General features: G+C 71.9%; 17 protein-coding genes. 10 read left to right on the top strand and 7 right to left on the bottom strand.

The genetic code is table 11. The annotated features are described in order from the left end of the window. Window positions 1-496 precede the first annotated feature (496 nt). The 8 genes from ACFQ53_RS07145 to ACFQ53_RS07110 all read left to right on the top strand — a co-directional run bounded on the left by ACFQ53_RS07145 (window position 497) and on the right by ACFQ53_RS07110 (window position 12,278). Window positions 497-1,801 (top strand): ABC transporter substrate-binding protein, encoded by a 1,305-nt coding sequence (locus ACFQ53_RS07145; RefSeq protein ID WP_377857381.1) that lies wholly within the window; start codon window positions 497-499, stop codon window positions 1,799-1,801. A 381-nt stretch (window positions 1,802-2,182) separates the two neighbouring features. After that, window positions 2,183-3,484 (top strand): ABC transporter substrate-binding protein, encoded by a 1,302-nt coding sequence (locus tag ACFQ53_RS07140; protein WP_377857378.1) that lies wholly within the window; start codon window positions 2,183-2,185, stop codon window positions 3,482-3,484. Between the two features lie 47 nt (window positions 3,485-3,531). After that, entirely contained in the window at window positions 3,532-4,470 is a 939-nt protein-coding gene (locus ACFQ53_RS07135; protein WP_377857375.1) for a carbohydrate ABC transporter permease, read from the top strand. Then, window positions 4,463-5,407, top strand: coding sequence for a carbohydrate ABC transporter permease (locus ACFQ53_RS07130; protein ID WP_377857372.1), 945 nt, complete (start codon window positions 4,463-4,465; stop codon window positions 5,405-5,407). The genes ACFQ53_RS07135 and ACFQ53_RS07130 overlap by 8 nt, the downstream gene beginning before the upstream one ends. Before the next feature lie 58 nt (window positions 5,408-5,465). Beyond that, window positions 5,466-6,824 carry a Gfo/Idh/MocA family protein gene (locus tag ACFQ53_RS07125; RefSeq protein WP_377857369.1) on the top strand — a complete coding sequence of 453 codons (1,359 nt, stop codon included), beginning with the start codon at window positions 5,466-5,468 and terminating at the stop codon, window positions 6,822-6,824. Beyond that, entirely contained in the window at window positions 6,821-8,095 is a 1,275-nt protein-coding gene (locus ACFQ53_RS07120; protein WP_377857366.1) for a Gfo/Idh/MocA family protein, read from the top strand. The genes ACFQ53_RS07125 and ACFQ53_RS07120 overlap by 4 nt, the downstream gene beginning before the upstream one ends. Continuing rightward, the gene (locus ACFQ53_RS07115) at window positions 8,092-9,567 is read left to right on the top strand and encodes a tagaturonate epimerase family protein (protein WP_377857363.1); all 1,476 of its coding nucleotides are present in this window, start codon (window positions 8,092-8,094) and stop codon (window positions 9,565-9,567) included. The genes ACFQ53_RS07120 and ACFQ53_RS07115 overlap by 4 nt, the downstream gene beginning before the upstream one ends. Before the next feature lie 11 nt (window positions 9,568-9,578). Further along, window positions 9,579-12,278: a glycosyl hydrolase gene (locus ACFQ53_RS07110; RefSeq protein WP_377857360.1), complete on the top strand. Its 2,700-nt coding sequence runs from the start codon at window positions 9,579-9,581 to the stop codon at window positions 12,276-12,278. Between the two features lie 24 nt (window positions 12,279-12,302). On the opposite strand, the gene ACFQ53_RS07105 is transcribed toward ACFQ53_RS07110, so the two are convergent. Next, the gene (locus ACFQ53_RS07105; RefSeq protein ID WP_377857357.1) at window positions 12,303-13,625 is read right to left on the bottom strand and encodes a mannitol dehydrogenase family protein; all 1,323 of its coding nucleotides are present in this window, start codon (window positions 13,623-13,625) and stop codon (window positions 12,303-12,305) included. 80 nt (window positions 13,626-13,705) lie between these two features. Then, a complete protein-coding gene (gene uxaC / locus ACFQ53_RS07100; RefSeq protein ID WP_377857355.1) occupies window positions 13,706-15,133 on the bottom strand; it encodes a glucuronate isomerase in 1,428 nt (475 codons plus the stop codon). 265 nt (window positions 15,134-15,398) lie between these two features. Here uxaC and ACFQ53_RS07095 point away from each other — a divergent pair, with 265 nt between their 5' ends. Next, window positions 15,399-16,391 carry a LacI family DNA-binding transcriptional regulator gene (locus ACFQ53_RS07095; RefSeq protein ID WP_377857352.1) on the top strand — a complete coding sequence of 331 codons (993 nt, stop codon included), beginning with the start codon at window positions 15,399-15,401 and terminating at the stop codon, window positions 16,389-16,391. On the opposite strand, the gene ACFQ53_RS07090 is transcribed toward ACFQ53_RS07095, so the two are convergent. Next, window positions 16,379-18,709, bottom strand: coding sequence for a family 78 glycoside hydrolase catalytic domain (locus tag ACFQ53_RS07090; protein WP_377857349.1), 2,331 nt, complete (start codon window positions 18,707-18,709; stop codon window positions 16,379-16,381). The genes ACFQ53_RS07095 and ACFQ53_RS07090 overlap by 13 nt on opposite strands. A 171-nt stretch (window positions 18,710-18,880) precedes the next feature. Here ACFQ53_RS07090 and ACFQ53_RS07085 point away from each other — a divergent pair, with 171 nt between their 5' ends. Further along, window positions 18,881-19,924: a LacI family DNA-binding transcriptional regulator gene (locus ACFQ53_RS07085; protein WP_377857346.1), complete on the top strand. Its 1,044-nt coding sequence runs from the start codon at window positions 18,881-18,883 to the stop codon at window positions 19,922-19,924. Window positions 19,925-19,951: 27 nt separating this feature from the next. Here the strand turns inward: ACFQ53_RS07085 and ACFQ53_RS07080 are convergent, their stop codons facing one another. The 4 genes from ACFQ53_RS07080 to ACFQ53_RS07065 form a co-directional block, all read right to left on the bottom strand. Further along, a complete protein-coding gene (locus ACFQ53_RS07080) occupies window positions 19,952-21,295 on the bottom strand; it encodes an MFS transporter (RefSeq protein ID WP_377857344.1) in 1,344 nt (447 codons plus the stop codon). 246 nt (window positions 21,296-21,541) lie between these two features. Continuing rightward, window positions 21,542-22,315, bottom strand: a complete 774-nt coding sequence (locus ACFQ53_RS07075) for an IclR family transcriptional regulator (protein WP_377857341.1) — start codon at window positions 22,313-22,315, stop codon at window positions 21,542-21,544. Continuing rightward, on the bottom strand, window positions 22,312-23,895 hold the full coding sequence (locus tag ACFQ53_RS07070) for a rhamnulokinase family protein (RefSeq protein WP_377857338.1): 1,584 nt from the start codon (window positions 23,893-23,895) through the stop codon (window positions 22,312-22,314). The genes ACFQ53_RS07075 and ACFQ53_RS07070 overlap by 4 nt, the downstream gene beginning before the upstream one ends. Continuing rightward, window positions 23,892-25,934 carry a bifunctional aldolase/short-chain dehydrogenase gene (locus ACFQ53_RS07065; protein ID WP_377857335.1) on the bottom strand — a complete coding sequence of 681 codons (2,043 nt, stop codon included), beginning with the start codon at window positions 25,932-25,934 and terminating at the stop codon, window positions 23,892-23,894. The genes ACFQ53_RS07070 and ACFQ53_RS07065 overlap by 4 nt, the downstream gene beginning before the upstream one ends. Between the last annotated feature and the right edge of the window lie 12 nt (window positions 25,935-25,946).

The following is a 25,946-nucleotide window of genomic DNA, read 5'->3' as shown; positions in this document are numbered from 1 at the left end:
CCGATGGTACTGCACTCGGGAGGGTGTGGGAGAGTAGGACGCCGCCGGACGTTTTTTGTGGAGAGGGTTGTGGCTCGTTGCCAGCTGCTCCTCGGACTCGAGTGATCGGGTTCGGGTGGAGCGCGGTGACGAGCCACAACCCTTTTCTGCATCCATACCCCGTCCCGGTGTGCTGCCGGCGGACGCACCCGTCGAGCGCACGAAAGAGCCTGACGGCTCCCTAGTGGTAGGTCGCGTGGACGCGGCGCCCGTGGCCGTACGGGGTGCTGTCACGATTCGGCATCGAGGGCTTTACACGTTTCAGAGTTGCGCATACGCTCGTCCTCGATTCAGTGAGCGGCGTACTCCAGGAAGCTGGAGAGCGCTTCCCGCGCGTTGTGCACCGGTGGCTGCACGGCCTCGCAGCCTCCCGTCGCGCAGCTGTCCCGAAGATCGCCGGGCTCATGTGGATCGTCAGCTGCGCCGCGCCTGGCGGCGAAGATCGAAGGAGATCGCCATGCCCTCACGTCGCGCCGTCCTCGCAGTGCCCCTGGCTCTGGCGAGCCTGGGAGGCCTCGCCGCCTGCGGTCCGAATGCTCCTGGCGGTTCGTCCGGTGGATCGGGCGCCTCCGACTCCGGCACGCTGCGCTTCGCCTGGTGGGGAAACGCCGTGCGTGACAAGGCCACGCGCAAGACCATCTCGACCTATCACTCCGCGCATCCCGAGGTGAGCATCTCCGATGAGCCCACCGACTGGTCGGGCTACTGGGACAAACTCGCCACCCAGGTGGCCGGCGGGGACGTGCCGGACCTGATCCAGATGGACGAGTCCTACCTCAGCGAGTACTCCAGTCGGGGCATCCTTCTGAACCTCAAGGACACCGACGTGGACACCTCCGAGTTCGATCCGTCGGCACTGGACGCCGGCATGGTCGACGACGGGCTCTTCGCGCTGAACGCGGGCGTGAACGCCCCGGTGCTGCTGGCCAATCCCGATGTCTTCGACGCGGCCGGCGTGGACCTGCCCGACGACGGCTCATGGACCTGGGACGAGCTCGTCGACATGTCCGCCGCGATCACGAAGGCGACGCCCGACGGCATCTTCGGCGTCCAGCAGCTGGGCGCCGCCGGCGATCCCGCACTCAGCGTCTACCTCCGGCAGCTCGGAGCGGAGAAGTTCGCCGACGAGGGCCTCGGCTTCACTGCCGCACAGCTGCAGCAGTGGATGGAGTTCGCCCTCGAGCTCCAGAGCACCGGGGCGGCGCCCGGGGCCTCGGTTGCCGTCGAGGAGACGGGGAAGTCCGTCGATCAGACGCTGTTCGCCACCGGCAAGTGCGGGCTCCAGCTGGCGTGGTCGAACCAGGTGGTCAGCAACGACACGGCGCTGGGCGGAACGGTGAAGGTGCTGCGTATGCCGTCGATGACGGGCAAGTCCGCCGATGTGAAGCTCTGGTACAAGGCCTCGATGTACTTCGCGGTCGCGGCCAGGTCCGCGCAGCAGGGGGCGGCCACGGCATTCGTCGACTGGCTCGTGAACTCGACCGAGGCAGGGAAGATCCTCCTCGCGGAGCGGGGCGTCCCCGCGAACCTCACGGTGCGCAAGGCCATCGAGGGCGACCTCACCGACTCCGACCTGAAGGCGGTCGACTTCATCGAGGCCATCGCCGACGAACTGGGGGATGGACCGGTGATCACCCCTCCGGGCGGCAGCGCTGTGAACGACGCCCTCGGCAGGCACATGGAGGACGTCCTCTTCGGGCGTGCGAAGCCGGCCGACGCGAGCTCCACCGCCGTCACCGAAGCCGAGGGGCAGCTCGGATGAGCCGAATGATCGTGGTGGTCCCTGGTGCGCGTCGGATGACGCGCGGTATGTCGGCCTTGCGCCACGACCGTCTGGACAGCGCTATCCCAGGTCAAGGCGACCCCGTCTCTCCGACGTATGAGAACGTTTGCATTCGGGCGGTGTCCTCTGCTTAGAATCTGCCGATCGCACGGTCGCCGCGGACCGTGCTGATCCTCCGGAGAACCCCGGCGCAGCCACCGGAACCGGCCCCGCACACTCCGCGGAAGGCACCACGAAGACTCCGCCCGCCGGCTCCCGCACCATTCCCACTCAGCGGCGTCGGCCGCGAACGACCCGCTCCCCAGACATCCACCCATGTCACCCACCCACCGCGCAGAAGCCCTGATCGAAGGAGATCACGTGCACACCCGACGCGAAGCCCTCGCCCTCACCCTCGCCGTCCCCACGGCGCTGACCCTGGCCGCGTGCGGCCCCAACCGCTCGAGCTCGGAGGCCTCGGGCGGCGACAGCTCCTCCGCCCTCCGGTTCATGTGGTGGGGGAACGCCGTGCGCGACAAGGCCACCCGCGGCGCGATCGACGCCTATGGCGAGGTCGAGTCCGATCTGAGCATCTCCGCCGAGCCGGCCGACTGGTCGGGCTACTGGGACAAGCTCGCTACGCAGGTCGCGGGCGGCGACATGCCCGACGTCGTCCAGATGGACGAGAAGTACCTCAGCGAGTACGGCAACCGCGGCGCGCTGCTCGACCTCGAGAAGGCCGGACTGGAGACGAGCGACTTCGAGGACAGCTCCGTCGCGGCGGGCGAGGTGCCGGACAAGGGGCTGCTCGCCATCAACGCCGGCATCAACGCACCGGTGCTGCTCGCGAACGCCGCCGTGTTCGAGGACGCGGGCATCGACCTGCCCGACGACACCACCTGGACCTGGGACGACCTCGCATCCCTCGCCGCAGACATCACCAAGGCCACCGACGACGGCGTCTACGGGCTCCAGCAGATCGGCCTGGTCCAGGCGACCTTCCAGGTGTACATGCGCCAGCTCGGCAAGGACCAGTACTCGGCCGACGGCGCCGGCTTCGCCGCCGAGGACGCCGAGAAGTTCTTCGCATACGCGAAGTCCCTGCAGGAGACGAAGGCCGCGCCCGACGCCTCCGTGTCGGTGGAGGAGGCAGGCCAGTCCGTGGACCAGTCCCTGTTCGCCACCGGCAAGTGCGCCCTCCAGGTCGCCTGGTCCAACCAGGTCGTCGCCTACGACACCGCCGCGGGCGGGAAGGTGCACGTGCTGCGCATGCCGTCGATGACCGGGAAGGCCGCCGACGCGCAGCTCTGGTACAAGGCCTCGATGTACTTCGCGGTCTCCGCGAAGACGACCGCGGAAAAGCATGCCGTCGCGTTCGTCGACTGGCTCGTCAACAGCGAGGACGCGGGGAGGCTGCTGCTCGCCGAGCGCGGCGTGCCCGCCAACCTGACGGTCCGCGAGGCCATCGCGGACGACCTCACCGACGCCGACATCAAGGCCGTCGACTTCATCGAGTCGATCGCGGACGAGCTGGGCGACGCCCCCGTCATCACCCCGCAGGGCGGCGGCCAGTTCGAGGACATCCTCACGCGGTGCGGGGAGGACCTCCTGTTCGGCCGCACCGACACCAAGACCGCCGGGAAGGACCTGCTGGATCAGCTCACGTCGGCGATCACCGTCTGAACCGGTCCCGGACCGGACGGTGAGGACCACTGGAGGAAGGATGAGTGATGAGTGCTATCGGTGAGCTCACGTCCATGGCGAAGGGCCGTGGACGGGGCAGGGTGCGTGAGAAGCACCCGGACAACAAACCGGCCCTGGTGTTCATGGCGCCGTGGCTGCTGGGCCTGCTCGGGATCACCCTGATCCCGATGATCGCCTCGCTGTACCTCTCGTTCACGGACTACAGCCTGCTGGCCGCCCCGAAGTGGATCGGCCTGCAGAACTTCGTGGACATGTTCCACGACGCCCGGCTGATGACCTCGCTGAAGGTCACCCTGATCTACGTGATCGTGGGCGTGCCCCTCCAGCTCGTCCTCGCCCTCGCGCTCGCGGTTCTGCTCAACGAGGGCATCAAGGGCCTCTCGTTCTACCGCTCGATCTTCTACCTGCCCTCTCTGCTGGGCGGGTCGGTCGCGATCGCGATCCTGTGGCGCCAGATGTTCGGCACCGGAGGCCTGGTCAACCAGATCGCGGGCATGCTCGGGTTCACGAACCTGCCCGGCTGGATCTCCGACCCCTCCACCGCGCTGGGCACGATCATCCTGCTGCACGTGTGGACGTTCGGCTCCCCGATGATCATCTTCCTCGCGGGCCTGCGCCAGATCCCCCAGATGTACTACGAGGCCGCCGAGGTCGACGGCGCCGGACGCTGGCGGCGCTTCACCGCGATCACCCTGCCCCTGCTGACCCCGATCATCTTCTTCAACCTGGTCCTGCAGGTGATCAACGCCTTCCAGTCGTTCACCCAGGCGTTCGTCGTCTCCGGGGGCACCGGCGGTCCCTCCGACTCCACCCTCTTCTACACGCTGTACCTCTACCAGAAGGGCTTCACCCAGTTCGACATGGGTTACGCCTCCGCGATGGCCTGGCTGCTCCTGATCATCGTCGCGATCTTCACCGCCATCAACTTCTTCGTCTCCAAGTTCTGGGTGTTCTACGATGACTGATCAACTCACCACCAGCGGCCCCTCCCGCCCCGCAGGCGCCGGCGCTGCCGCCGCGCCCGTCGGCCGCGGCCACCGCACGGACGACCAGGCGAAGACCCGTCCCCGCCGCACCCGGCGCGTAGGGCCGATCGTCCGCCACGCGATCCTCATCATCGCCTCGCTGGTCATGATCTATCCGCTGTTGTGGATGATCGTCAGCTCCCTGCGCCCCAACACCGAGATCTTCCGGAATCCCGGTCTGCTCCCGATCAGCTTCAACACCGAGAACTACGTCAACGGATGGAACGCCCTGTCCCAGCCGTTCTCCCACTACCTGATCAACTCGACCCTGCTGGTCCTGGGCTGCGTGATCGGGAACGTCATCGCCTGCTCCCTCACCGCCTACGCCTTCGCCCGCCTCAAGTTCTGGGGCCGGAACATCGCGTTCGCGGTCATGCTGATGACGCTGATGCTCCCCATCCACGTGGTCATCGTTCCGCAATACATCATGTTCTCCCAGACGGGGTGGGTGAACACGATGCTCCCGCTCATCCTCCCGAAGTTCCTCGCGACCGATGCGTTCTTCGTTTTCCTCATGGTCCAGTTCATCCGAGGCATTCCCCGCGAGCTCGACGAGGCCGCCCGCATCGACGGCTGCGGACATTTCCGCATCTTCTTCCGCGTGATCCTGCCGCTCATGACGCCCGCGATCGCGACCACGGTGATCTTCACGTTCATGTGGATGTGGAACGACTTCTTCGGCTCCCTCATCTACCTGACGACGCCGGACAACTTCACCGTCCCCCTCGCCCTGCGCGCCTTCCTCGACTCCCAGGGCACCTCCGACTGGGGCGCCATGTTCGCGATGTCCGTCCTCTCTCTCGTCCCCCTCTTCATCGTCTTCCTCCTCGGCCAGCGATTCCTGATCCGCGGATTCGCGACGACGGGGATCAAGTGAGCGTGAGCCGTCGGCCGCGCGCGGCCCATTCCGTTCCCGACGTCCCGAAGGAGCCCGCATGAGCACCCGCTACGGCCTGATCGGCACCGGCCATCGCAGCCAGATGTACATCGACGCGATCACCGGACCCCATGCCGACGTCGCCGAGCTCGTCGCGCTGTTCGATGTCAACCCCGGGCGCATGCAGTGGTACCGCGAGCACTACGAGGCGCTCGAGGGCGTCCCCGCCGTCGGCCCCGAGCACCTCGAGGACGTGATCGCCGAGCAGGGCATCGAGCGCATGATCGTGACCTCCATGGACCGCTTCCATGCCGAGCACATCGTGCGCAGCCTCGAGTCCGGTGCCGACGTCGTCGTCGAGAAGCCGCTGACGATCGATGCGGAGAAGGCGCGGATGATCGAGGAGGCCGTGCGCCGCACCGGTCGCAGTGTGACCGTCACCTTCAACTACCGCTACTCGCCGCGCAACAGCGCCCTGCGTGAGGTGATCGCCGACGGCCGGATCGGCACGCCGGTCTCGATGGTCTTCGAGTGGGTGCTGGACACTGCGCACGGCGCCGACTACTTCCGGCGCTGGCACCGCGACAAGGCGAACTCGGGCGGCCTGTTCGTCCACAAGGCCTCCCACCACTTCGATCTCGCCTCCTGGTGGATCGACGCGCAGCCGCGGACCGTGTATGCGCGCGGCGGCGTGCGCTTCTACGGCGACCGGGCGGCGCAGGAGAGGGGAGAGAGCGCGCCCGCCGAGCGCGGCACGCACGACGGTCCGCACGGTCCCTTCGAGCTCGACCTGCGCAGCGATCCTCGCCTGAAGGAGCTCTACCTCGACCAGGAGCAGCACGACGGCTACCGCCGCGACCAGGACGTCTTCGCTCCCGGCGTCACCACCGAGGACAACCTCACGGCGATCGTGGACTTCGACAGCGGCCTCACCCTGACCTACGCGCTGAACGCGCACAGCCCCTGGGAGGGCTACCGGGTCGCCGTCAACGGCACCGAGGGGCGCGTCGAGCTCGAGGTCGTCGAGCGCACGGCCGTGCTCACGAACACGCGGGAGCGGGGCGAGAGCGACGGAGCGACCGAGGGCGACGCGGTGGTGGACCCGAGCGCCGTGCGGGTGGACGACGAGGGCGAGGGGGCTCGCCGCGCCGGCGAGAGACTCGTCCTGCAGCGACACTTCGAGACCGCCCAGGAGATCGAGATCGCGCAGGGGGAGGGGGCGCACGGCGGCGGCGACGCGCTCATGCTCGCCGAGGTCTTCCGCGGGCGCGCTCACGGTGAGGGGACCGATCCATTGGGCCGCGCGGCCGACTGGCACGACGGTCTGCGCGCGATCTCCATCGGCATCTGCGGCAACGCCTCGATCGAGACCGGGCAGGCCGTCGACGTCGAGGAGTTCATGGGGATCGGTCGATGAGCGCGGGGAAGGCGCGGGCGGTGCTGCCCCTCGCGCTGATCGGCACGCGGGGCTTCGGCGCCGTGCACCTGCGGCAGATGGCGCCGCTGCGCGAGAGCGGGCGGATCCGCCTCGTGGGCGTCGTCGACGTCGCCGAGCCCGAGCCGGGGATCGGCGCCCCGTGGTTCCCGAGCCTCGCAGCACTGCTCGAGGGGGCCGATCAGGCACCCGAGGTGCTGATCATCGCCACGCCGATCACCACCCACGCCGACCTGGCCCGTGAGGGCCTCGCCGCCGGCTGTCACCTCTACCTCGAGAAGCCGCCCGTGCCCTCCCTCGTCGATCACGAGGACCTGTTGCGCGCCGCGGGCGAGGCCGGACGCGTCGTGCAGGTCGGCTTCCAGGCCCGCGGCGGGGGAGGGGCCGCGCGGATGCGGGAGCTGCTCGCGTCCGGCGCGCTGGGCGAGGTGCGCAGCGTCGACGCCTTCGGCGCCTGGATGCGCGACCGCGCCTACTACGCGCGCAGCCCCTGGGCGGGCAGGCGCCGCATGGACGGCCGGCGAGTGGCCGACGGCGTCGCCACCAACCCCCTCGCCCACGCCGTCGACCTCGCCCTGCAGATCGCGGGCATCTCCCGCACGAGCGACATCGCGCGGATCACCACCGAGCTGCGCCGCGCCCACGACATCGAGGCCGACGACACCACCTACCTGCGCGTGGATCCCGCGGGCCCCGGATCCTTCGTCCAGGCGGCGCTCGTGACCACCGCGCCCTCGCAAGGCGACCCCTGGATCGAGATCCGCGGGGAGAAGGGGCGCGCACGCCTCGAGTACACGACGGATCGCCTCGAGCTCGTCGACGCCTCCGGGGTGCGCACGCAGGAGTCCCTCGATCGCAGGGATCTGCTCGTGGACCTCCTCGACCATCTCGACCGCCTCGACCATCGCGACGGCCCCGACCATCGCGACGGCCGTGAGGACTCGTCCGCGCCGCTGCTCTCCCCGCTCGAGAGCACCGAGGCCTTCACCACTGTCCTCGAAGCGACCCAGAGCGGGCCCGACCCGCGGCCCATCGGCCCTGAGCACGTCACCTGGGTCGGCGAGGGCGAGGCGGCCCATCCCGTCGTCCGCGACGTCGAGGACTGGATGGGCCGGGCCCTCCACGCCGGCGCGCCGTTCAGCCGCATCGGCGCGCCCTTCGCCGACCCCGACGCGGTGCACGAGACCACCGCGTCGGCCCTCGCGCCCCCGCGCCACCGCGCACCCGACCCCACCGGAGGAGAACCCCGATGACCCTGCACACCGCTGCCCTGCAAGCCGATGTGGTCCGCACCCGCGAGCGGAGCAGCCTGCTGCTGCGCGCCGCCCGCCGCGCGGACCTGACCGCGTTCGAGGGGACCGTCTCCGAGACGGCCGACGGAATGGTCGTCGAGGGTCCCGCGAGCCACTCCAACGCGCTCGCCCTGCGGGCGGCGGTGCCGGCGCTGCGCCCGCGGCTCGTGAGCGGGCACCGCACCTCGGTGGGCACCGGGGACCGCACCGGCCTCGCGACCGCCGGGCAGGCGCGCGCCTTCGCGGAGGCCGGCGGAGGAGTCCTCCCCGTGCTCGCCCAGCAGTCGATCCGTGAGATGGACCGGCTCGGGCGCAGCGCGAGGGAAGTCCTCGACGACGCGGTGTTCGGCCTGGTCGAAGCCGGATGGGAGCGCGGATACGGGGCGGACTGCGACCACATCAAGACCACCGAGGGCATCGACCGCGGGCTCGATGCCGGGTTCCGCATGTTCACCCTCGACCCCGGCGACATGGTCCAGGACGTCACCGGCGGCATCACCGAGCGGCAGGTCGACGACCTGCCCTGGGAGGCGCTCGAGGACACCCGGACCGACCTCCTCGCCCGCTACCGCGGCCTCGACATCGAGGCCGCGGGGGAGCGGATCGCGCCGTCGGACGCGGAGATCCTCACCGCCGCCGTGAAGTACGGCGGGGCGGTCGCCGAGGCCGCGTGCCTGCACCGCCACCTGCTCGCGCACGCACCCGAGGCCGCGCGCGCCGCGCACGGCGGCGAGCCCGCCGTCGAGGTCGAGATCGCGGTCGACGAGACGGCCTGGCAGACCACCTTCTTCGAGCACCACTACCTCGCGACCGAGCTCGAGAGGCTCGGCGTCAGCTGGTTCTCCTTCGCCCCCCGCTACGTCGACGGCTTCGAGAAGGGCCTCGAGTTCCGCGGCGACCGGGAGGAGCTGCGACGCAACCTCGAGGTCCACCACGCGATCGGCGAGCTGCACGGCGGCTACAAGATCTCGCTGCACTCCGGGTCCGACAAGTTCTCGATCTACCCGCTCGCCCTCGAGGCCACCGACGGCCTCGTCCACCTGAAGACCTCCGGCACCTCCTACCTGTGCGCCCTCGAGGTCATCGCCGCAGCGGACCCCGAGCTGTTCGCCGCCGTCTGGGGCATCTCGCGGGAGGCGTACGCACGGGCGAAGGCCTCCTACCAGGTCTCCGCGCACGAGGACCGCACCCCGACGGACCTCATGGGCCTGGGCGCGGACGACCTCGTGCAGCTCGTGCGGGACAGCGACGACGCCCGGCAGATCCTGCACGTCGGCTACGGCGACTCCCTCACCGCGGACCTCCCCGACGGGACCCCGCTGCGCGAGCGCTTCGCGGCGGATCTGCGCGCCCACCACGACAGGTACACGCAGGTGCTCGTCCCGCACATCTCCCGGCACCTCGCCCCCTTCGCCGCCGTGCCGGCGCGCTGAAGGAGCGCGCGATGAGCGGGGCCGGGCCGGGAACCGGAGCAGGCACGGCGGGCGCGGAAGCCGGCACCGTCTCCGCGCTGCGCAGCGGGTGGCGGGACCCGGACCCCGCCGACCGGCCGATGATGCGCTGGTGGTGGTTCGGGCCCGACCAGGAGCTCGGAGAGATCGACCGCGAGCTCGAGGCCATGGCCGCCGCCGGCCTCGGCGGCGCCGAGGTCGCCTTCGTCCACCCGCTGCGGGAGACGACGGACCGGTTCGGCTCGCCGCGGATGCTCGCGACCCTGCGCCACGCCGCCGAGCGGGCGCGGGAGCTCGGCCTGCGGCTGGACGTGACGCTCGGCAGCGGGTGGTCGTTCGGCGGACCCCACATCGGACTCGAGCACGCCTCGCGGCGTCTGCGCTGGGAGCGCCGCGAGATCTCCCCAACGCCGCTGGACGTCCCGGTGCGTCCCTCCTGGCCGGGCGACGTTCTCGTGGGCGCCTATGTCGGGGAGGGCACGGCGCCAACGCAGTGGGTGCACGTATCGAGGGCGACTGCGACGGCGACGGCGACGGACGCCGAGGCGCTGCGGATCCCCGCCGGGCTCGGGCCGCGCACCGTGCTGCTGGCCTGGTCGGAGGTGACCGGGCAGCAGGTCAAACGGTCGTCGGCCGGGGCAGAGGGGCCCGTGCTCGACCACCTGAGCGCCGACGCGACACGGCACCATCTGCACGTCGTGGGCGAGGCGCTGCTCGGCGCAGTGCCCGCCGCGCTGCTGGGTTCGGTGTTCTGCGACAGCCTCGAGGTGTACGAGGCGGGCTGGACGCCGCGGCTGCCCGAGGAGTTCGCGCGGCGCCGCGGCTACGACCCCGTGCCCGTGCTGCACCGCCTCGTCACCGAGGAGGCCCGCGGCGAGGGACCGGGCACCGCGCAGCTGCGGATCGACATGGGCCGTACCCTCGGCGAGCTCGTCGAGGAGAACTTCCTGGCCGTCTGCCGCGACTGGGCCGCGGACCGCGGCGTCCCCTTCCGCGTCCAGGCCTACGGCGAGCCGCCCGTGACGCTCAGCGCGTACCGCTCGGCCGACCTCGTCGAGGGGGAGGGCGCGGGCTGGAAGGAGATCACGGCCTGCCGCTGGGCGTCCTCCGCCGCGCACCTGCTGGGGCACGGTGTGGTCTCGAGCGAGGTGTGGACGTGGGTGCACTCGCCCTCCTTCCGCGCGACGCCGCTGGACCTGCGGGCCGAGGCGCACGACCACCTGCTCTCGGGGATCACCCGGTTCGTCGGCCACGGCTGGCCGTACTCGCCGCCCGAGGCGCCGGGGCTGGGCTGGCGCTTCTACGCCGCCGGGGCGCTGGACGACCGCAGTCCGTGGTGGCCGGCGATGCCGGAGCTCACCGCCTCGCTCGCCCGGCTCTGCGGCGCGCTGCGGCGCGGGGAGCGGGTCGCCGACGTGGCCGTGCTGGTGCCCGCCGACGACGCCCGGGCCGCCCACTCCGGCGGCTTCGACCTGTTCAAAGCCGCGCGGGACCTCATCGGCCCCCGGATCCCGGCGGCGATCCGCACGGGAGGCTGGGACTTGGACCTGGTGGACGACCCCGCGCTCGAGACCCTCGCACCGAACGCCTACCCCGTGGTCGTGGTCGCCCGGTCGACCCGGATGCCGGAGACGACGCGCGCATGGCTCGACGCAGTGCGCGCGGCAGGCGGCACCGTGATCGCCGTCGAGGCGCCGGCGTGCCCCGCGCAGGAGCAGGTCGCCGAGGCGGAGTTCGGCGCGGCCCTCCGCTCCGCTCTCCCGCCCGACGTGGCCCTCCGCGGCGACGGCGGGGAGATCGGCACGGTGCATCGCAGGCTGGACGACGGGGACCTGTACCTGGTGGCGAACACCGGGGGCGAGGCACGCCGCGTCGAGATCACCCCGCGCACGCACCGGGCGCACTGGGAGGTCCTCGATCCGGACGACGGCGGACGCCGCGCACTCGGGGATCGGTCCTCGGCCGAGACGGAGGACGAGGCCGGTGGCGGGGACGCGGTCGGGGGCGGCGTCGACGACGGGGCGATCACCCTCGAGCTGCACCCGTACCAGGCGCTCGTGCTGATCGGGAGCGACGACGGCCTGGCCGAGGAGGACGAGCACCGTGCCGTGGCGGCGGTCGACGGCGCGTCGCGGGGGCAGCCGCTCGCGCAGCTCGTTCTCGCGGGGCCGTGGACCTTCACGAGCGCGGAGGACGTGGAGCGCGAGGTGACCCTGCCGCACAGCTGGGAGGGGGAGCTGGCGCCCGAACGCTCATGCGGCGTCTACGAGATCGAGGTCCGGATCGGGGCGGAGCAGGTGCCGGCCGGAGCGCGCGTCGAGCTCGACCTGGGGCCGTGCGCGCCGATGCCTCGGCCGGACGGCGCGCAGGGCTTCCGCGCGGAGGTGCGCCCGCCCGTGGGGGAGATCGCCGTGGTCGAGGTCGACGGCGAGCGGGCAGGGATCATCTGGCGGGCACCGCACCGCCTCGATCTCACCGATCGTCTGCGCCCGGGGACGACGCACCGGCTGCGGCTGACGGTCCTGACCACCGCGGCCGGGGCCTCGGCCGTCGACCCGCATGTGGGGCCGATGGTCGAGGAGTCCCGGAGGGTGTACGGCGAGCGGTTCGCACTGCAGGACCTCGATCGCGCCCTCGAGGACGTCCACCGCGGCCTGCACGGGGTGCCGGTGCTGCGGATCCTGCGGGGCTGAGGCCCGGGCCCCGGACCCCGGGCCTCACGCCCGGGGCAGCGTCCCCTCGGCGGCGACGACAGCGTCCACGAGATCCTGCGGGGCGCCGCCGTCGATGACGATGTCGAGCAGGGCCTGCACGCGCGCTGTCGGATCCTCGAGGCGGGCGGCCTCGGAGATCTCGTCTGCCCGCGGGTCCGAGAACGCGGTGCCGGTGGCGACGCGCCAGGTGACGAAGGTGGTCCAGGCCGCGACGAGCGCGAGGGCGCCGGACGCCTGCGCGGGGCCGCCGCGGTCGGCGATCACGGGCAGGGCGCGCACCGTGAGCTTCACCGAGCCGTCGGCCGCGATGCGGTCCAGGGCGTCGGCCATGCGCGGGTTCTCGAAGCGCTCGACGAGCGCTGCCGTGTAGGTGTCGAGCTCCGCGGCGGGCAGGGGCAGGGTCGCGCGGGCGTCGGCCCAGACGGCATCGACCAGGGCGCGCACGGCCGGGTCGGAGATCGCCTGGTCCACGCGCTCGTGACCGGCGAGCTGGCCCGCGTAGGCCATGAGGGAGTGGGCGCCGTTGAGCAGGCGCAGCTTGCGCTTCTCGTGCACCTCGACGTCCTCGACGAGCTGCGCGCCCGCCGTCTCCCAGGCCGGGCGGCGCCCGCGGAACGCGTCCTGGACGATCCACTCGGTGAAGGGCTCGGTGACCACGGTCGCGCGGTCGGCGAAGCCCGTGGCCTCCTCGACGATCCGCTGGTCCTCGGCGCTCGCAGCCGGGGTGATCCGGTCGACCATCGTGGAGATGACGTCCACGTGGTCGTCGAACCAATCGCGGGTGTCCGCGTCGGCCGCGGAGAGCACCGCCTCGCGCAGCACCTCTCCGTTGCCCGGCAGGTTGTCGCACGAGACCAGGGCGATCGGCTCCTCGACGCCGGCCTCGCGGCGTGCGCGCAGGCCGAGCGCGAGGCGCGCGGGGGCGGAGACGGCAGGGTCGTCGCCCGCCGCGTACCCCTTCTCGGTGATCGTCAGCGTCACCACGGAGACCTCGGGATCCGCGATCAGGCGCTGCAGGGCCTCGATGTCGGACGCGGGGCGGACCTCGTCGAGGACTTCCAGCAGGCGCACCTGGTCGCCGTCGGCCTCGCGGACGACGAGCCCGTAGCGGTTCCCCTGCGCCTCGAGCGTCCCGGCGATCGCGGGGGAGCGGCCGGTGAAGGCGCTGACGCGCCAGGCGGCCGCGCCCTCGCCGGCGTCCGCCGTGTACGGCAACGTGTGGGCGCGGGAGAAGTTGCCGATGCCCAGGTGGACGAGGCGGCCGCCCGCGGACGGGGCGGCGCCGGCGGCGGATGCCGCGGCGGCGGGGGTGGACGGGGTGCTCACGGTGCTGACCTCCAGGAAGCGGTGCGGTGGCGAGGGTGCGGGCGGGCCGCGGTGCGGCCGCCCGTGCGGGCGGCGCCGGCTCAGTGGGCGATGGGCGGGTAGGCCGCGCGGGGGAGGGTGGTCGAGAGGTCGATCGCGACCTCGGTGGCCTCGTCCTCGCCCAGGCGGTGCTCGGCGACCAGGTTCGCGAGGTAGCCGGCGTCCACGCGGCGCGAGAGGTCGTGGCGCGCGGGGATGGAGGCGAAGGCGCGGGTGTCGTCGACGAAGCCGGACATGTTGAAGAACCCGGCGGTCTCCGTGGCGAGCTCGCGGAAGCGGCGCATGCCGTCGGGCGAGTCGAGGAACCACCACGGCGCGCCCAGGCGCACCGAGGGGTAGGTGCCCGCGATCGGGGCGAGCTCGCGCGAGTAGACGGTCTCGTCGATCGTGAACAGGATGCAGTGGAAGCGCGGGTCGCGGCCGAAGCGGTCGAGCATGGGCTGCACGCCGCGCGCGTAGTCCACGGGCACGGGGATGTCGTAGCCCTTGTCCTTGCCGTAGGTCTCCAGCACGCCCGAGTGGTGATCGCGCAGCACCCCGGGGTGGATCTGCATGACCAGGCCGTCCTCGCAGGACATCTCGGCGGTCATGAACAGCATGTGGGCCTCGAAGGCGAAGGCCTCCTCGCGGCTGGGCCGTTCCCCGGCGCGCACGCGGGCATAGAGCGCCGCGGCGTCGGCCGGATCCATCGGCGTCGTGTCGGCCCGCAGGTGGCCGTGGTCCGAGGCGCGCGCGCCGGCGGCGACGAAGGCCCGGCGGCGCTCGCGGATCGCGTCGAGGAAGCCCGAGAAGTCGCCCGTGTCGATGCCGGAGACCGCGGCGAGGTCGTCGATCTCCCGCGTCCATGCGGGGCCTCCGATCTGGAAGACCGCGTCCGGACGGAAGGTCGGCACCACGCGCTCGCCGAGGCCCTGCTCCGCGATGCTCGCGTGGAAGGCGAGGTCGGAGGTCGCGGGGTCCGTGGTCGAGATGATCTCGATGTCGAAGCGGTCCAGGAGCTGCTGGGGACGGAAGTCGTCGCTCGCGACGACCGCGGCGATCTGGTCGTAGATGCGGTCCGCGGACTCGGCCGACGGCATCTCGTGGACGTCGAAGACCTCGACCAGCTCGTGCTCGATCCAGTAGCGCGACGGGGTGCCCCGGTAGAGCTTCCAGTTCTCGCAGAACGTGCGCCAGATCTTCCGGGAGTCGGTCTCGACCGCGCCGCCGTCGCTGCGCGCGAGGCCCAGCGCGTCGTAGGAGATGCCCTGGGAGGCGAGCATGCGGGTCACGTAGTGGTCGGGCACGATCAGGAGTTGGGCGGGATCGGCGAACGGTGTGTTCTCCGCGAAGGCCTGCGCCTCCACGTGCCCGTGCATCGAGATCAGCGGGAGTCCCGCGACCTGCTCGTAGATCCGCACGGCGATGTCCCGCACCGCCGGGTCCGCGGGCAGCGCGCGATGGGGGTGCAGGGTGAGCGGCGTGGTCATGGGGGTCTCCTCCTCGAGATGGCGACGACGGGAGCGCAGGGGCTCCGGGCTCGGGTCCGGCTCCGCCTCCGGGGCGGTTCCGGACGGGTGCCGGGGCGTGCGGCCCACCGGGATGCAATCGTTTGCAACGCGGGGCTCGAACGACTATATAGTGACCGTGCGCCCACCGCCCTCGAAACGGTTGCACGGTGATGCCGCCGCCTCGACGTCGAGGCCGAGACGCTTCGAGGCGGCACGGGGGCGGGCGAGCACGAAGGGGGAGCCGATGGTCGCGACGCTGCGGGAGGTCGCCGCGCGGGCGCAGGTCTCGGTCGCGACCGCCTCGCGCGCCTTCCAGCGCCCCGACATGGTGGGAGCGGCGACCCGCACGCGGATCCTCGAGGCCGCCCAGGAGCTCGGCTACGTCGCGAACTCCACCGCTCGCGCGCTGGTCACGGGCAGGCGCGATGTGGTGGGGGTGGTCGTCCCCGACCTGCTGAACCCCTTCTACCCGGCGGTGCTCAAGGGGGCGCGGGCGCGTGCCCGCGAGCGCGGCGTGCAGCTGCTGCTGGCCGACGCCGAGGAGGAGCCCGAGGGTGAGCTGCCGCTCGTGCGGACGCTCGCCCAGCAGGTCGACGGGATCGTGCTGTGTTCGAGCCGCATGGATGAGGCGAGCCTGCGCGAAGCCGCGGGTCTCACCCGTCTCGCCCTGGTCAACCGCACCGATCCGGGCCTCCCGGGGGTGCTCGCGGATCCCGAGCCCGGAGTGGGCGAGGCCGTGCGGCACCTCGCGGAGCTCGGGCACACGCGCATCGGCTACGTGGGCGGCCCCGAGGCGAGCCGCTCGGACGCCGATCGGCGTCGGGCGATCGCGCTGTCCTGCCGGGCAGGCATGGAGCAGGTGGACCTGGGGCGCTTCCCGCCGACGGCCGACGGAGGCGCGCAGGCCGCCGAGGCCGTGCTCGCCTCGGGCGTGGGCGCGGTGCTCGTCTACAACGACGTGATGGCGCTCGGGCTCGTCGACCACCTGCGCACCCTCGGCGTCGACGTCCCCGGCGCGCTCAGCGTGATCGGCTGGGACGACATCGAGTTCGCGGGCATGCTCGCACCCGGGCTGACCACCGTGCGCGTGCCGCGCGCCGAGATCGGTGAGGCTGCGATCGACGCGCTGCTCGACCGCGGAGCGGACGACGCCGACGCGCCGCTGCACCGTCTCCTGCCCACCGAGCTCGTGCTGCGCGGGACGACTGCGCCGCCCGCGCCGTCTCAGAACGTGTGAGAGCCGCCCACGACCTCCTCGACCCGGCCGTCGGGCAGGACGATCTGGGCGAGGATCCCTTTTGGGATCGTGACCTCGAGTCGGAAGCCCCCGTCGGCCGCCGGACCGTCGGCCGCCGGACCGTCGGCCGCTGGACCGTCGGCTCCCTCGTTGCTCCAGAAGACCTCGATGCGGCCGACCGGTGACTCCAGGGCCCCGCGCGCCCAGTCGAGGCCCGGGCCGGGGACCGGTTGGATGCGGACGCGCCGGTAGCCGGGCTCCGCGGCGCGGATGCCGAGGACGACCTGGTAGATCCAGTCGGCGACCGCGCCCAGCGCGTAGTGGTTGAAGCTCGTCATCTCGCCAGGGTTGATGGAGCCGTCGGGGAGCATCGAGTCCCAGCGCTCCCAGATCGTCGTCGCACCCATCGAGACGGGGTAGAGCCACGAGGGGCACTCCTCCTCGAGCAGCAGGCGGTAGGCGTCCTCGACGTGCCCCGTCTCCGAGAGCGCCCAGGTCACGAAGGGGGTGCCCGCGAAGCCGGTGGAGACGCGGTACTCGGCGGCGCGCACCACCTCGGCCAGGCGCTCGCCGGCCCGCTCTCGGGTCCGCGGCGCGAGCAGATCGAAGGAGATCGCGAGCGCGTACACGGTCGCGCAGTCCGAGGTGATCGTGCCATCCTCGTGCACATAGGCGTCGGTGAACGCGGTGAGGACGCGATTGGCGAGGTCCTGCCAGTAGGCGGCGTCCTCCTCGCGGCCGATGAGGTGTGCCGCGCGGCTCGCGAAGCGCGCGGAGCGCACGAGGCACGCGGTCGCGACCACGCCCTTGTCGGCCTTGGCGTCGGCGGGGGCGTGCGGGGAGGCGTCCGGGTCCAGCCAGTCGCCGAACTGGAAGCCCGTGTCCCACAGGCCGCTCGGGGAAAGGACCTTCTCGACGCTGCGCAGGTGCAGCACCATCCCCGGGTACTCCTCGCGCAGGCGCTCGAGGTCGCCGTAGGCATTCCAGAGGGCCTCGGGCACCCAGACCGCAGCGTCGCCCCAGATCGCGGTCGCCCCGGCCCATCCCGCGGCCTCGACCTCGGGGTCGTGGTGGGCGAGCTTGAGCAGGTCGGGGATCACGAACGGGACCCAGCCGTCGGGGTTCGCCTCGGTCTCCGCGGCGAGGTCCAGCAGCCAGGCGTGCAGGAAGTCGGCGACGTCGAACTGGAAGGCGGCGGTCGCGGCGAAGGCGGCGATGTCGCCGGTCCAGCCCAGGCGCTCGTCGCGCTGCGGGCAGTCCGTGGGGACAGCGAGGAAGTTCCCGCGCTGCGACCAGACGGAGTTGTTCACCAGCTGGTTCACCCCCGGGTGGGAGCTCTCGAACCAGCCGGTGCGGGTGATGTCCGAGCCGACCACGACGGCCTCGATCTCCTCCGCGGTGAGCTCGCCGGGCCAGCCGGTGACCTCGGCGTAGCGGAAGCCGTGGAAGGTGAGGGTGGGCTCGAAGAACTCGCCCTCGGGATCCCCGGAAAGGACGATGCGGTCGGTCGCCTCGGCGCCGCGCAGGGGACGGGTGCCGAGCTCCTCGTGCTCGAGGACCTCCGCATGGCGCAGCGTGATCTCGGTGCCTGCGGGACCGGTGACCGAGAAGCGGAGGAAGCCGACGAGGTTCTGCCCGAAGTCCAGCAGCGTCCGGCCCGACGGCGAGGTCCAGATCCGCTGCGGCGCGAGGGTCTCGTGGCGGGTGATCAGCGGCGACGCCTGCGGGATCAGGGTCGAGCGGTCGATCTCGACGACGCGCACCGGCTCGGGGGCCGAGAGGGCGAGGCGGCGGTCCTCGCGCTGTCCCTGGTAGATGTTCGCGAGCTCGATGCCCGTCAGGCGCGAGGTCCAGGACTCGTCGGTGCGCAGGCGCTGGACCGTGCCGTCCGCGAAGACGACCTCGAGGACGGCGAGCAGCGCGAGGTCGTCGCCGTAGTTCGCGTCGGCGTTCTCGAAGCCCAGATCGCCGCGCCACCACCCGCCCGCGAGGGTCACGTCCAGGCACAGCGCCGGGGCGTCCGGGTCCTCGATCGGGGCCTCGTGGACGAGGTCAGTGACGTCGAAGGCAGGGACCTGGAGGCGCCGCTCGTAGACCGTCCATCCCGGGTTGAGCAGCGAGTCCGTCACCGGGAGCCCGTTCAGCGTCGCCTCGTAGACGCCGTGGGAGGTCGCGTGGAGGGTGGCGCGGGTGACCTGATCGGCGTCCTGCGCGAGGGCCAGGGCGCCGCTCAGTACCGGCAGACGGCCGGTGTCCACGGGGGCGGTGATCGCGAGGGACTCCGTGAGGATGTCGGCGGGGGAGGGGGCGGAGGACATGAGGGCTGCTCCTGCGGAGGACGACGGTGTCAGGGCTGCGGAGTGCGCGGCGCGAGCGCCGCGGAGCCGTGCGGGGCGCGGTGCGACGCAAGTCCATCACGGTTGATGAAACGTTGCAAGAGCGGGTCGCGGCGCGGGCCGACGGGCGCGCCGTGGGGTAGCGTCTGGGCCGTGGGGAACTCGCGACCGGTCGGCATGAAGGACGTGGCCCGTGCGGCCGGGGTGTCCGTGGGCACCGTCTCGAACGTGCTGAACCGTCCCGACATCGTCTCCGCGGATCGTCGGGCCCGCGTCGAGCAGGCCATCGCCGAGCTCGGCTACGTGCGCAACGACGCCGCGCGCCTGCTGAAGATGGGCCGCTCGCGGACCGTCGGCGCGATCGTCCTGGACTCGACGAACCCCTTCTACGCGGACCTCGTGCACGGCATGGAGGCCGCTGCCGAGGACTCCGGGCTCGCCGTGATCGTGGGCAGCTCGGGCAACAGCGCCGAGCGCGAGAAGCTCTACCTCTCCCTCTTCGAGGAGCAGCGCGTGCGCGGCATCCTCCTCGCCTCCGCGGGCACCGACCGTGAGCTGGTCCGCTCGATCGTCGATCGCGGCACCCCCGTGGTGATGGTCGAGGACGAGGGGGAACGAGGCGCGGACGGGCGCGCGGGCGCGGGCGCGAGCGGCTCGACCGTCTCCGTGGACGACGTCGAGGGAGGGCGCCTGGCGGTCGCCCACCTCGTCGAGGGCGGTGCGCTGCGCCCCGCCATGGTCTTCGCCCGCGGGGACCTCCACCAGGTCTCGGCCCGCATCGAGGGCGCCGAGGCCGCCGCCGCGGAGGCAGGGCTCGAGCTCGAGCTCATCGAGGCCGACGACCTCAGCGTCCTGGCCGGGCGCGCCGCCGGCTCCGAGATCGCCGAGCGCTCCCGAGAAGACCGGCCGGACGGTGTGTTCTGCGTGAACGACCTCGTGGCCGTCGGCATGATGCAGGCCTTCGCCTACGAGGCCGGGATCGCCGTGCCCGATGAGATCGCGATGGTCGGCTACGACGACATCGCCTTCGCCCGCAGCACCGTCGTCCCGCTGACCTCCATCGCCCAGCCCTCCGAACTCATGGGCCGCACCGCCCTCGCCCTGCTCGAGGAGAAGATCAGCGCGGGCGACGACGCCGTGGACCGGCACGTGCGCTTCAGCCCGGAGCTGGTCAGGCGCGGATCGTCGCGGGGATGAGGAGCGCGGTGAGCGCAGCGGTCCACCTCACGCCCGCACGGGCACCGCGTCCTCCTCGAGCCGCAGGTCGCGGCCGCGCGTCTCCGGAGACATGACAGCGCCGACGAGGGACAGGGCGATCATCACCATCATGTAGATCGCGACCGGCCACCATGAGCCCGCCGCCCAGGTGATCAGTGCCGAGCACACCAGTGGGGCCACACCCCCGCCCAGCACGGAGGAGAACTCGCGCGCCAGCGAGATTCCTGCGTAGCGGTAGCGGGCGCCGAAGATCTCCGCGTAGAACGCGCCCTGGCTGCCGACGGTCCCGTACCCGGCGACCACGAAGCCGATGAACACGACCACCCCGATCAACAGTGGCTGTCCGGTGCTGATCAGCAGGAACGCGGGGATCGGGAAGACGAGCAGGAAGGCGAGGACGGCGATGATGACCGGGCGCCGCCCGAAGCGGTCGGTCGCGGCGCCGAACAGGACGCATCCCACCGCGGCGCCGATCGCCCCATAGAGCAGCAGCTCGGGGATGAACTTCGCCTCGACACCCAGCCAGGTGACCAGGAACGACCCCATGAACACCTGATAGATGTAGCTCTGGCCGTTCGAGCCCATGTTGATGAGGAAGACGCGCCACAGCGGCGCGCGCCCGTGGCGCAGCACATCCCCGATCGGGGTCGACTCCTGGCCGATCCGCGCCTTCTGGGTCTCGGCGAACACGGGCGATTCCCGCAGCCGGCGCCGCAGCACGTAGGCGGCGAGCGTGACGATCAGCGAGGACCAGAACACCGCGCGCCAGCCCCAGGAGGCCAGGGCGTCGGCAGGCAGGGCCTGCGCAGCCATCCAGGCGAGCGCGCCCAGCACGGACCCCAGGGCCGCGCCCGCGAAGACCGTCGAGGTGAAGAAGCCGCGCCGGCGCGGGCCGGCCGTCTCCGCGAGGAGCGTGACGCCACCGGCCTGCTCGGCGCCCGCGCCGAAGCCCTGGAGGATGCGGCAGACCACCAGCAGGATCGGCGCCAGGATCCCGGCCTGCTGATAGGTGGGCAGGCAGCCGATCGCGAAGGTCGCGATGCCCATGAGGAACAGCGTCGCGACGAGCACCCACTTGCGACCGAGCCGGTCGCCGAAGCGGGAGAAGAACAGTCCGCCCAGCGGCCGCGCCGCGAAGCCGACGGCGTAGGCGCTCATGGCGGCGATGATCCCGACGGCCGGGGAGACGTCGGGGAAGAACAGCGAGTTGAAGATGATCGCCGACGCCGTCCCGTAGATGACGAAGTCGTACTGCTCGAGCATCGTGCCGACGAGGCCGGCGAGGGACGCCTGGCGAAGATGGGCGCGGTCCACCGCGGGCTCGGCCGCGGCAGTGGGGGCGGGGGTCATGGCACTCCTGGCATCGTTGCAAAGGCGTTTCGTTGTGCGGTACGCGCGATTCATAGAGCGTAACGGCGTGCTGTGGAGAGGGCAAAACATCGGAGGACGTCGCAGCCCTCGAGACGTCACTGGAGGCTTCCCGGCACGGAGGAAGGAGAACGGAGGAATGAGCCCGCACGCGCTACCGGGCGTGAACCGTCAGCGACCGGAGGTCTGCGGCGGAGCGGACGTGCGGGGCATCTGGCCGGGAACGGGCTATCGGCCCTGGATCATGAGGGGTGCGGGCAGCAGTCGCCCGAGCTCCTCGCGCATGGCGACATGAAGCGCCTCGCGGTGCTCGGGGGTCATCCGTTCGACCGGTGCGGTGATGGAGACCGCCGCGACTGCCTGGCCTTCGCGCAGCACCGGCATGCCGATGCAGCCGATGCCTGGTTCGTTCTCGTCGATCTCCCACGCGCAGCCGCGTGCGCGAGCCTGCTCCAGGACCTCCCACACGTGGTCGGGATCGGCGCGCAGAGCGGGATCCACCGCGCGGGTGAACACCTCCACCTGCTCGCGCCCGACGTCGCCGGCGGCGAGGATCGCGCGCCCCATCGCCGAGACCGCAGCAGGAACGGTGCCACCCACGGAAGACCAGACGCGGATCGTGCGCTGCGGCTCGACCTTGTCGATGTAGCGCACATGGGCACCCTCGAGCACACCGGCGTGGACGAGCTCCTGCGTGCGCGCGCTCAGGGACACCAGAGCGGGATGCAGCTGCGGCGCCAGGTTCGCCCCTGCAGTGAATCCCTCGCCCAGGCGGGCAGCGACTGGGCCAAGGCGGTAGCGGCCGTCGACCTGGTCTGCGAAGTCCCGCAGTCGCAGGGCTTGGAGCGCACGGTGCGCGGTGGCCTTGTGCATGCCGGTCGTCGCGGCGAGGTCCGCGAGCGCGGCGCCCTCGGGGCCGGCCTCTGCGAGGCGGACGAGCAGGAGAGCCGCGCGGTCGATCGCCTCCACGGGCGACCGGGAGTGCTGCTCGTCGACGCTCATCCGGCGCAGTCTACGGGCGCGAACACCTCCAGCTCCACGCTCGCGCGGACCAGCTCGCGGATCGAGCCGGGGCGGTGGGGGATCGCGCCGAGGGCTCGGGCCTGCAGCGTGAGGTTCCCCAGTGCGGTCGCCTCCATCGGACCCGCGACGACCTCGATGCCCAGGGCGTCCGCGGTGAGCTGGTTCAGCAGACGGTTCCGGCTGCCGCCGCCCACCACGTGCAGGCGCTCCGGCAGCGGCCGGCGTGCCAGTCGGCACGCCGCGTGCAGCTCGTCCCGGTAGGTCTCGGCGAGGGAATCGAGGATGCAGCGCACCAGCTGGGCCGGGGTGCGCGGGCGCTCCTCGTCCCCGCCGATCACCCGGGCGGCATCGGCCACGCGGTCGGCCATTCGGCCCGGGGCGAGGAAGCACGGATCCGTCGGGTCGATCCGGAACCTGTCGCCGGGGACCGCGGCCGCGGCGGCGAGCAGGTCGTCGAGGTCGATGCGCGCCCCGGACTCCTCCCACTGCGCGATCGACTCGCTGACCAGCCACATCCCCGTCACGTTCTTGAGGAAGCGGAAGGTCTCGTCGACGCCGCGCTCGTTCGTGAACCCCGCCTCGCGCGCTCTCTCGGTGAGGACGGGCGACTCGAGCTCGAGGCCGATGAGCGACCAGGTGCCCGAGGAGATGAAGGCGACGGGGCCGTCGTCCGCGGCGGGAACGGCGAGCACGGCCGAGGCCGTGTCATGGGAGCCGACGGCGATCACCGGCACCTCGCCGATGCCCAGCTCGCGCGCGAGATCACTGCGGACCGGTCCGACGCGCTCCCCGGGGCGGATCAGAGGGGCGAACTGCCCCTCGTCCAGGCCCGCGGCCTCGAGCATCTCGGGGGACCAGGCGTTCTCGCCGGCCGCGAGCATGCCGGTCGTCGAGGCGTTCGTGAGCTCCGTGCGGCGCTCGCCGGTGAGCAGGAAGGAGAGCAGGTCCGGGACCAGCAGCGCCTGCGAGCCGCCGGGGGCATTCGCGAGGCGATCGTCGACCGCGAGCTGGTAGAGGGTGTTGAAGGGCTGCTGGGCGATGCCGGTCAGCGCGAACTGCCGCCCGACGTCGACGCGGCGGGCGACGCTCTCCGCGGCGCCGTCGGTGCGATCGTCGCGGTAGGCGATCACCTCGCCGATCCGCTCGCCGCCGGGCCCGACGAGGGCGTAGTCGACGGCCCACGAATCCACGCCGATCGAGGCGATTCCGTCCGCGCCCAGCTCCCGCGCGAGATGCTCGGCGGCCGTGAGCCCCTGCCGCACCTGCTCCCACAGGGCGTCGATGTCCCAGCTCAGATGGTCTTCGCGTCGTTCGAGGCGGTTCTCGAAGCGATGCGCGGCGTGCAGTTCGAGGCGGCCGGTCGGGTCGTCGCTGTCGCCCTCCCCGCCATCGGTCGTGCCGTAGGGCGACGGGCGCAGCAGGCCGACCATCACGCGTCCCGAGGTCGCGCCCAGGTCGATCGCGGCCAGGGCGAGGGGGCGGCCGTCTGCCCGGGGGCGCGGCCCGTCGACCCCGTCTGCCCGCGGGCGCGGCCCGTCGGACTCTGCTCCCGGGCTCATCGGAGGAAGGCGGCCGCGACCCCCGCGTCGACGGGGATGTGCAGACCGGTGGTGTGGGAGAGGTCGCCCGCGGTCAGCGCGAACACGGCGTTCGCGACGTTCGCGGGGAGCACTTCGCGCTTGAGCAGGGTGCGCTGGGCGTAGAACTCGCCCAGCTCCTCCTCCTTGACCCCGTAGACCTTCGCGCGGCTCGCACCCCAGCCGCCCGCGAAGATCCCCGAGCCGCGCACCACCCCGTCGGGGTTGATGCCGTTGACGCGGATCTGGTGGCCGCCGAGCTCGGCCGCGAGCAGCCGCACCTGGTGGGCCTGATCGGCCTTGGTCGCCGAGTAGGCGATGTTGTTGGGCCCCGCGAACACGGAGTTCTTCGAGGAGATGTAGATGATGTCCCCGCCCATGGCCTGGTCGATCATCACCCGGGCCGCCTCGCGGGAGACCAGGAAGCTGCCGCGCGCCATCACGTCGTGCTGGAGGTCCCAGTCCTTCGCCGTCGTCTCGAGCAGCGGCTTGGAGAGGGAGAGCCCGGCGTTGTTGACGATCAGGTCGATGCCGCCGAAGGGGAGCACCGCGTCGGCCACCATCTGCACCACGGACGCCTCGTCCGAGACGTCCGCCCTCAGGGCCACGGCGCGGTCCGGTCCGCCGAGCTCCTCGGCGACGGACTGGGCGTTCTCCAGGTTCAGGTCTGCGATGACCACGCAGGCGCCCTCGGCGACGAGCCGCTCGGCGGTCGCCTTCCCGATCCCGGATCCTGCGCCGGTCACGAGCGCGACCCGCGTCGCGAGCGGCTTGGGCTTCGGACGGCGCTGAAGCTTCGCCTCCTCGAGCGCCCAGTACTCGATGCGGTACTTCTCCGCCTCGTCGATCGGGGCGTAGGTCGAGACCGACTCGGCGCCGCGCATCACCCGGATCGCGTTGACGTAGAACTCGCCGGCCACCCGCGCGGTCTGCGCGTCGGCCCCGAAGGAGAACATGCCCACGCCCGGGACCAGCACGATCGCCGGATCCGCGCCGCGCATGGCGGGGGAGTCCTGCGAGGCATGGCGCGCGTAGTAGGCGGCGTAGTCCTCGCGGTAGGCCGCATGCAGCTCGCGCAGGCGCGCCACCTGCTCCTCGGTCGAGGCGTCCGACGGCAGATCGAGGACCAGCGGCTTCACCTTCGTGCGCAGGAAGTGATCGGGGCACGACGTGCCGAGTTCGGCGAGGGCCCCGAGCTTCTCCCCGGCGAGGAACTCGTGGACGTCCTCGGTGTCGGTCCAGTGCCCGATCATCGGCGCATCGGTCGAGGCGAGCCCGCGGACCACCGGGAGCAGCGCCGAGGCCTTCGCGCGGCGCTCGGCCTCGGGCAGCGCCTCGCGGGATGCATCGTGCGCGCCGAAGGGATCGGCGGTGCCGCGATCCTCGAGATATGCCTGGGCCTCGCGGATGATCCGCTCGGAGTTCTCCTGGGCCTCCTGCGAGCTCTCGCCCCAGGCGGTGATGCCGTGGCCGCCCAGGATGCAGCCGATGGCCTGCGGGTTCGCCTCCTTGATGGCGGCGATGTCGAGGCCCAGCTGGAAGCCGGGCCGGCGCCACGGCACCCACACCACGGCGTCGCCGAAGATCTCGCGGGTCAGGCGCTCGCCGTCCGTCGCGGTCGCGATCGCGATGCCCGCGTCGGGGTGGAGGTGGTCCACGTGGGCGGCGTCGACGAGGGCGTGCATCGCGGTGTCGATGCTGGGCGCGGCGCCGCCCTTCCCGAACAGGCAGTGGTCGAAGGCCGCGACCATCTCGTCCTCGCGCTCCACGCCGGGGTAGACGTCGCGCAGCGCGCGCACGCGGTCCAGGCGCAGCACCGCGAGGCCCTTCTCCTGCAGGGTGCCGAGGTCGCCGCCGGAGCCCTTGACCCACAGCAGGTCGACGTCCTGGCCGGTCACGGGGTCGGTGTCGGTGCCCTTGGCCGACGTGTTGCCACCGGCGAAGTTCGTGGTGCGCGGGTCCGCGCCCAGCTGGTGGGAACGCTCCAGGAGCGCGTCGATGGTCTTGCGGGCAGTGGTCATGAAGATTCTCCT

Source organism: Brachybacterium sp. NPDC056505 (assembly GCF_042794925.1).
GTDB lineage: Bacteria > Actinomycetota > Actinomycetes > Actinomycetales > Dermabacteraceae > Brachybacterium > Brachybacterium kimchii.
Note: the sequence above shows the minus strand (reverse complement) of the source record. Positions and strands in the feature narration are given on the sequence as shown.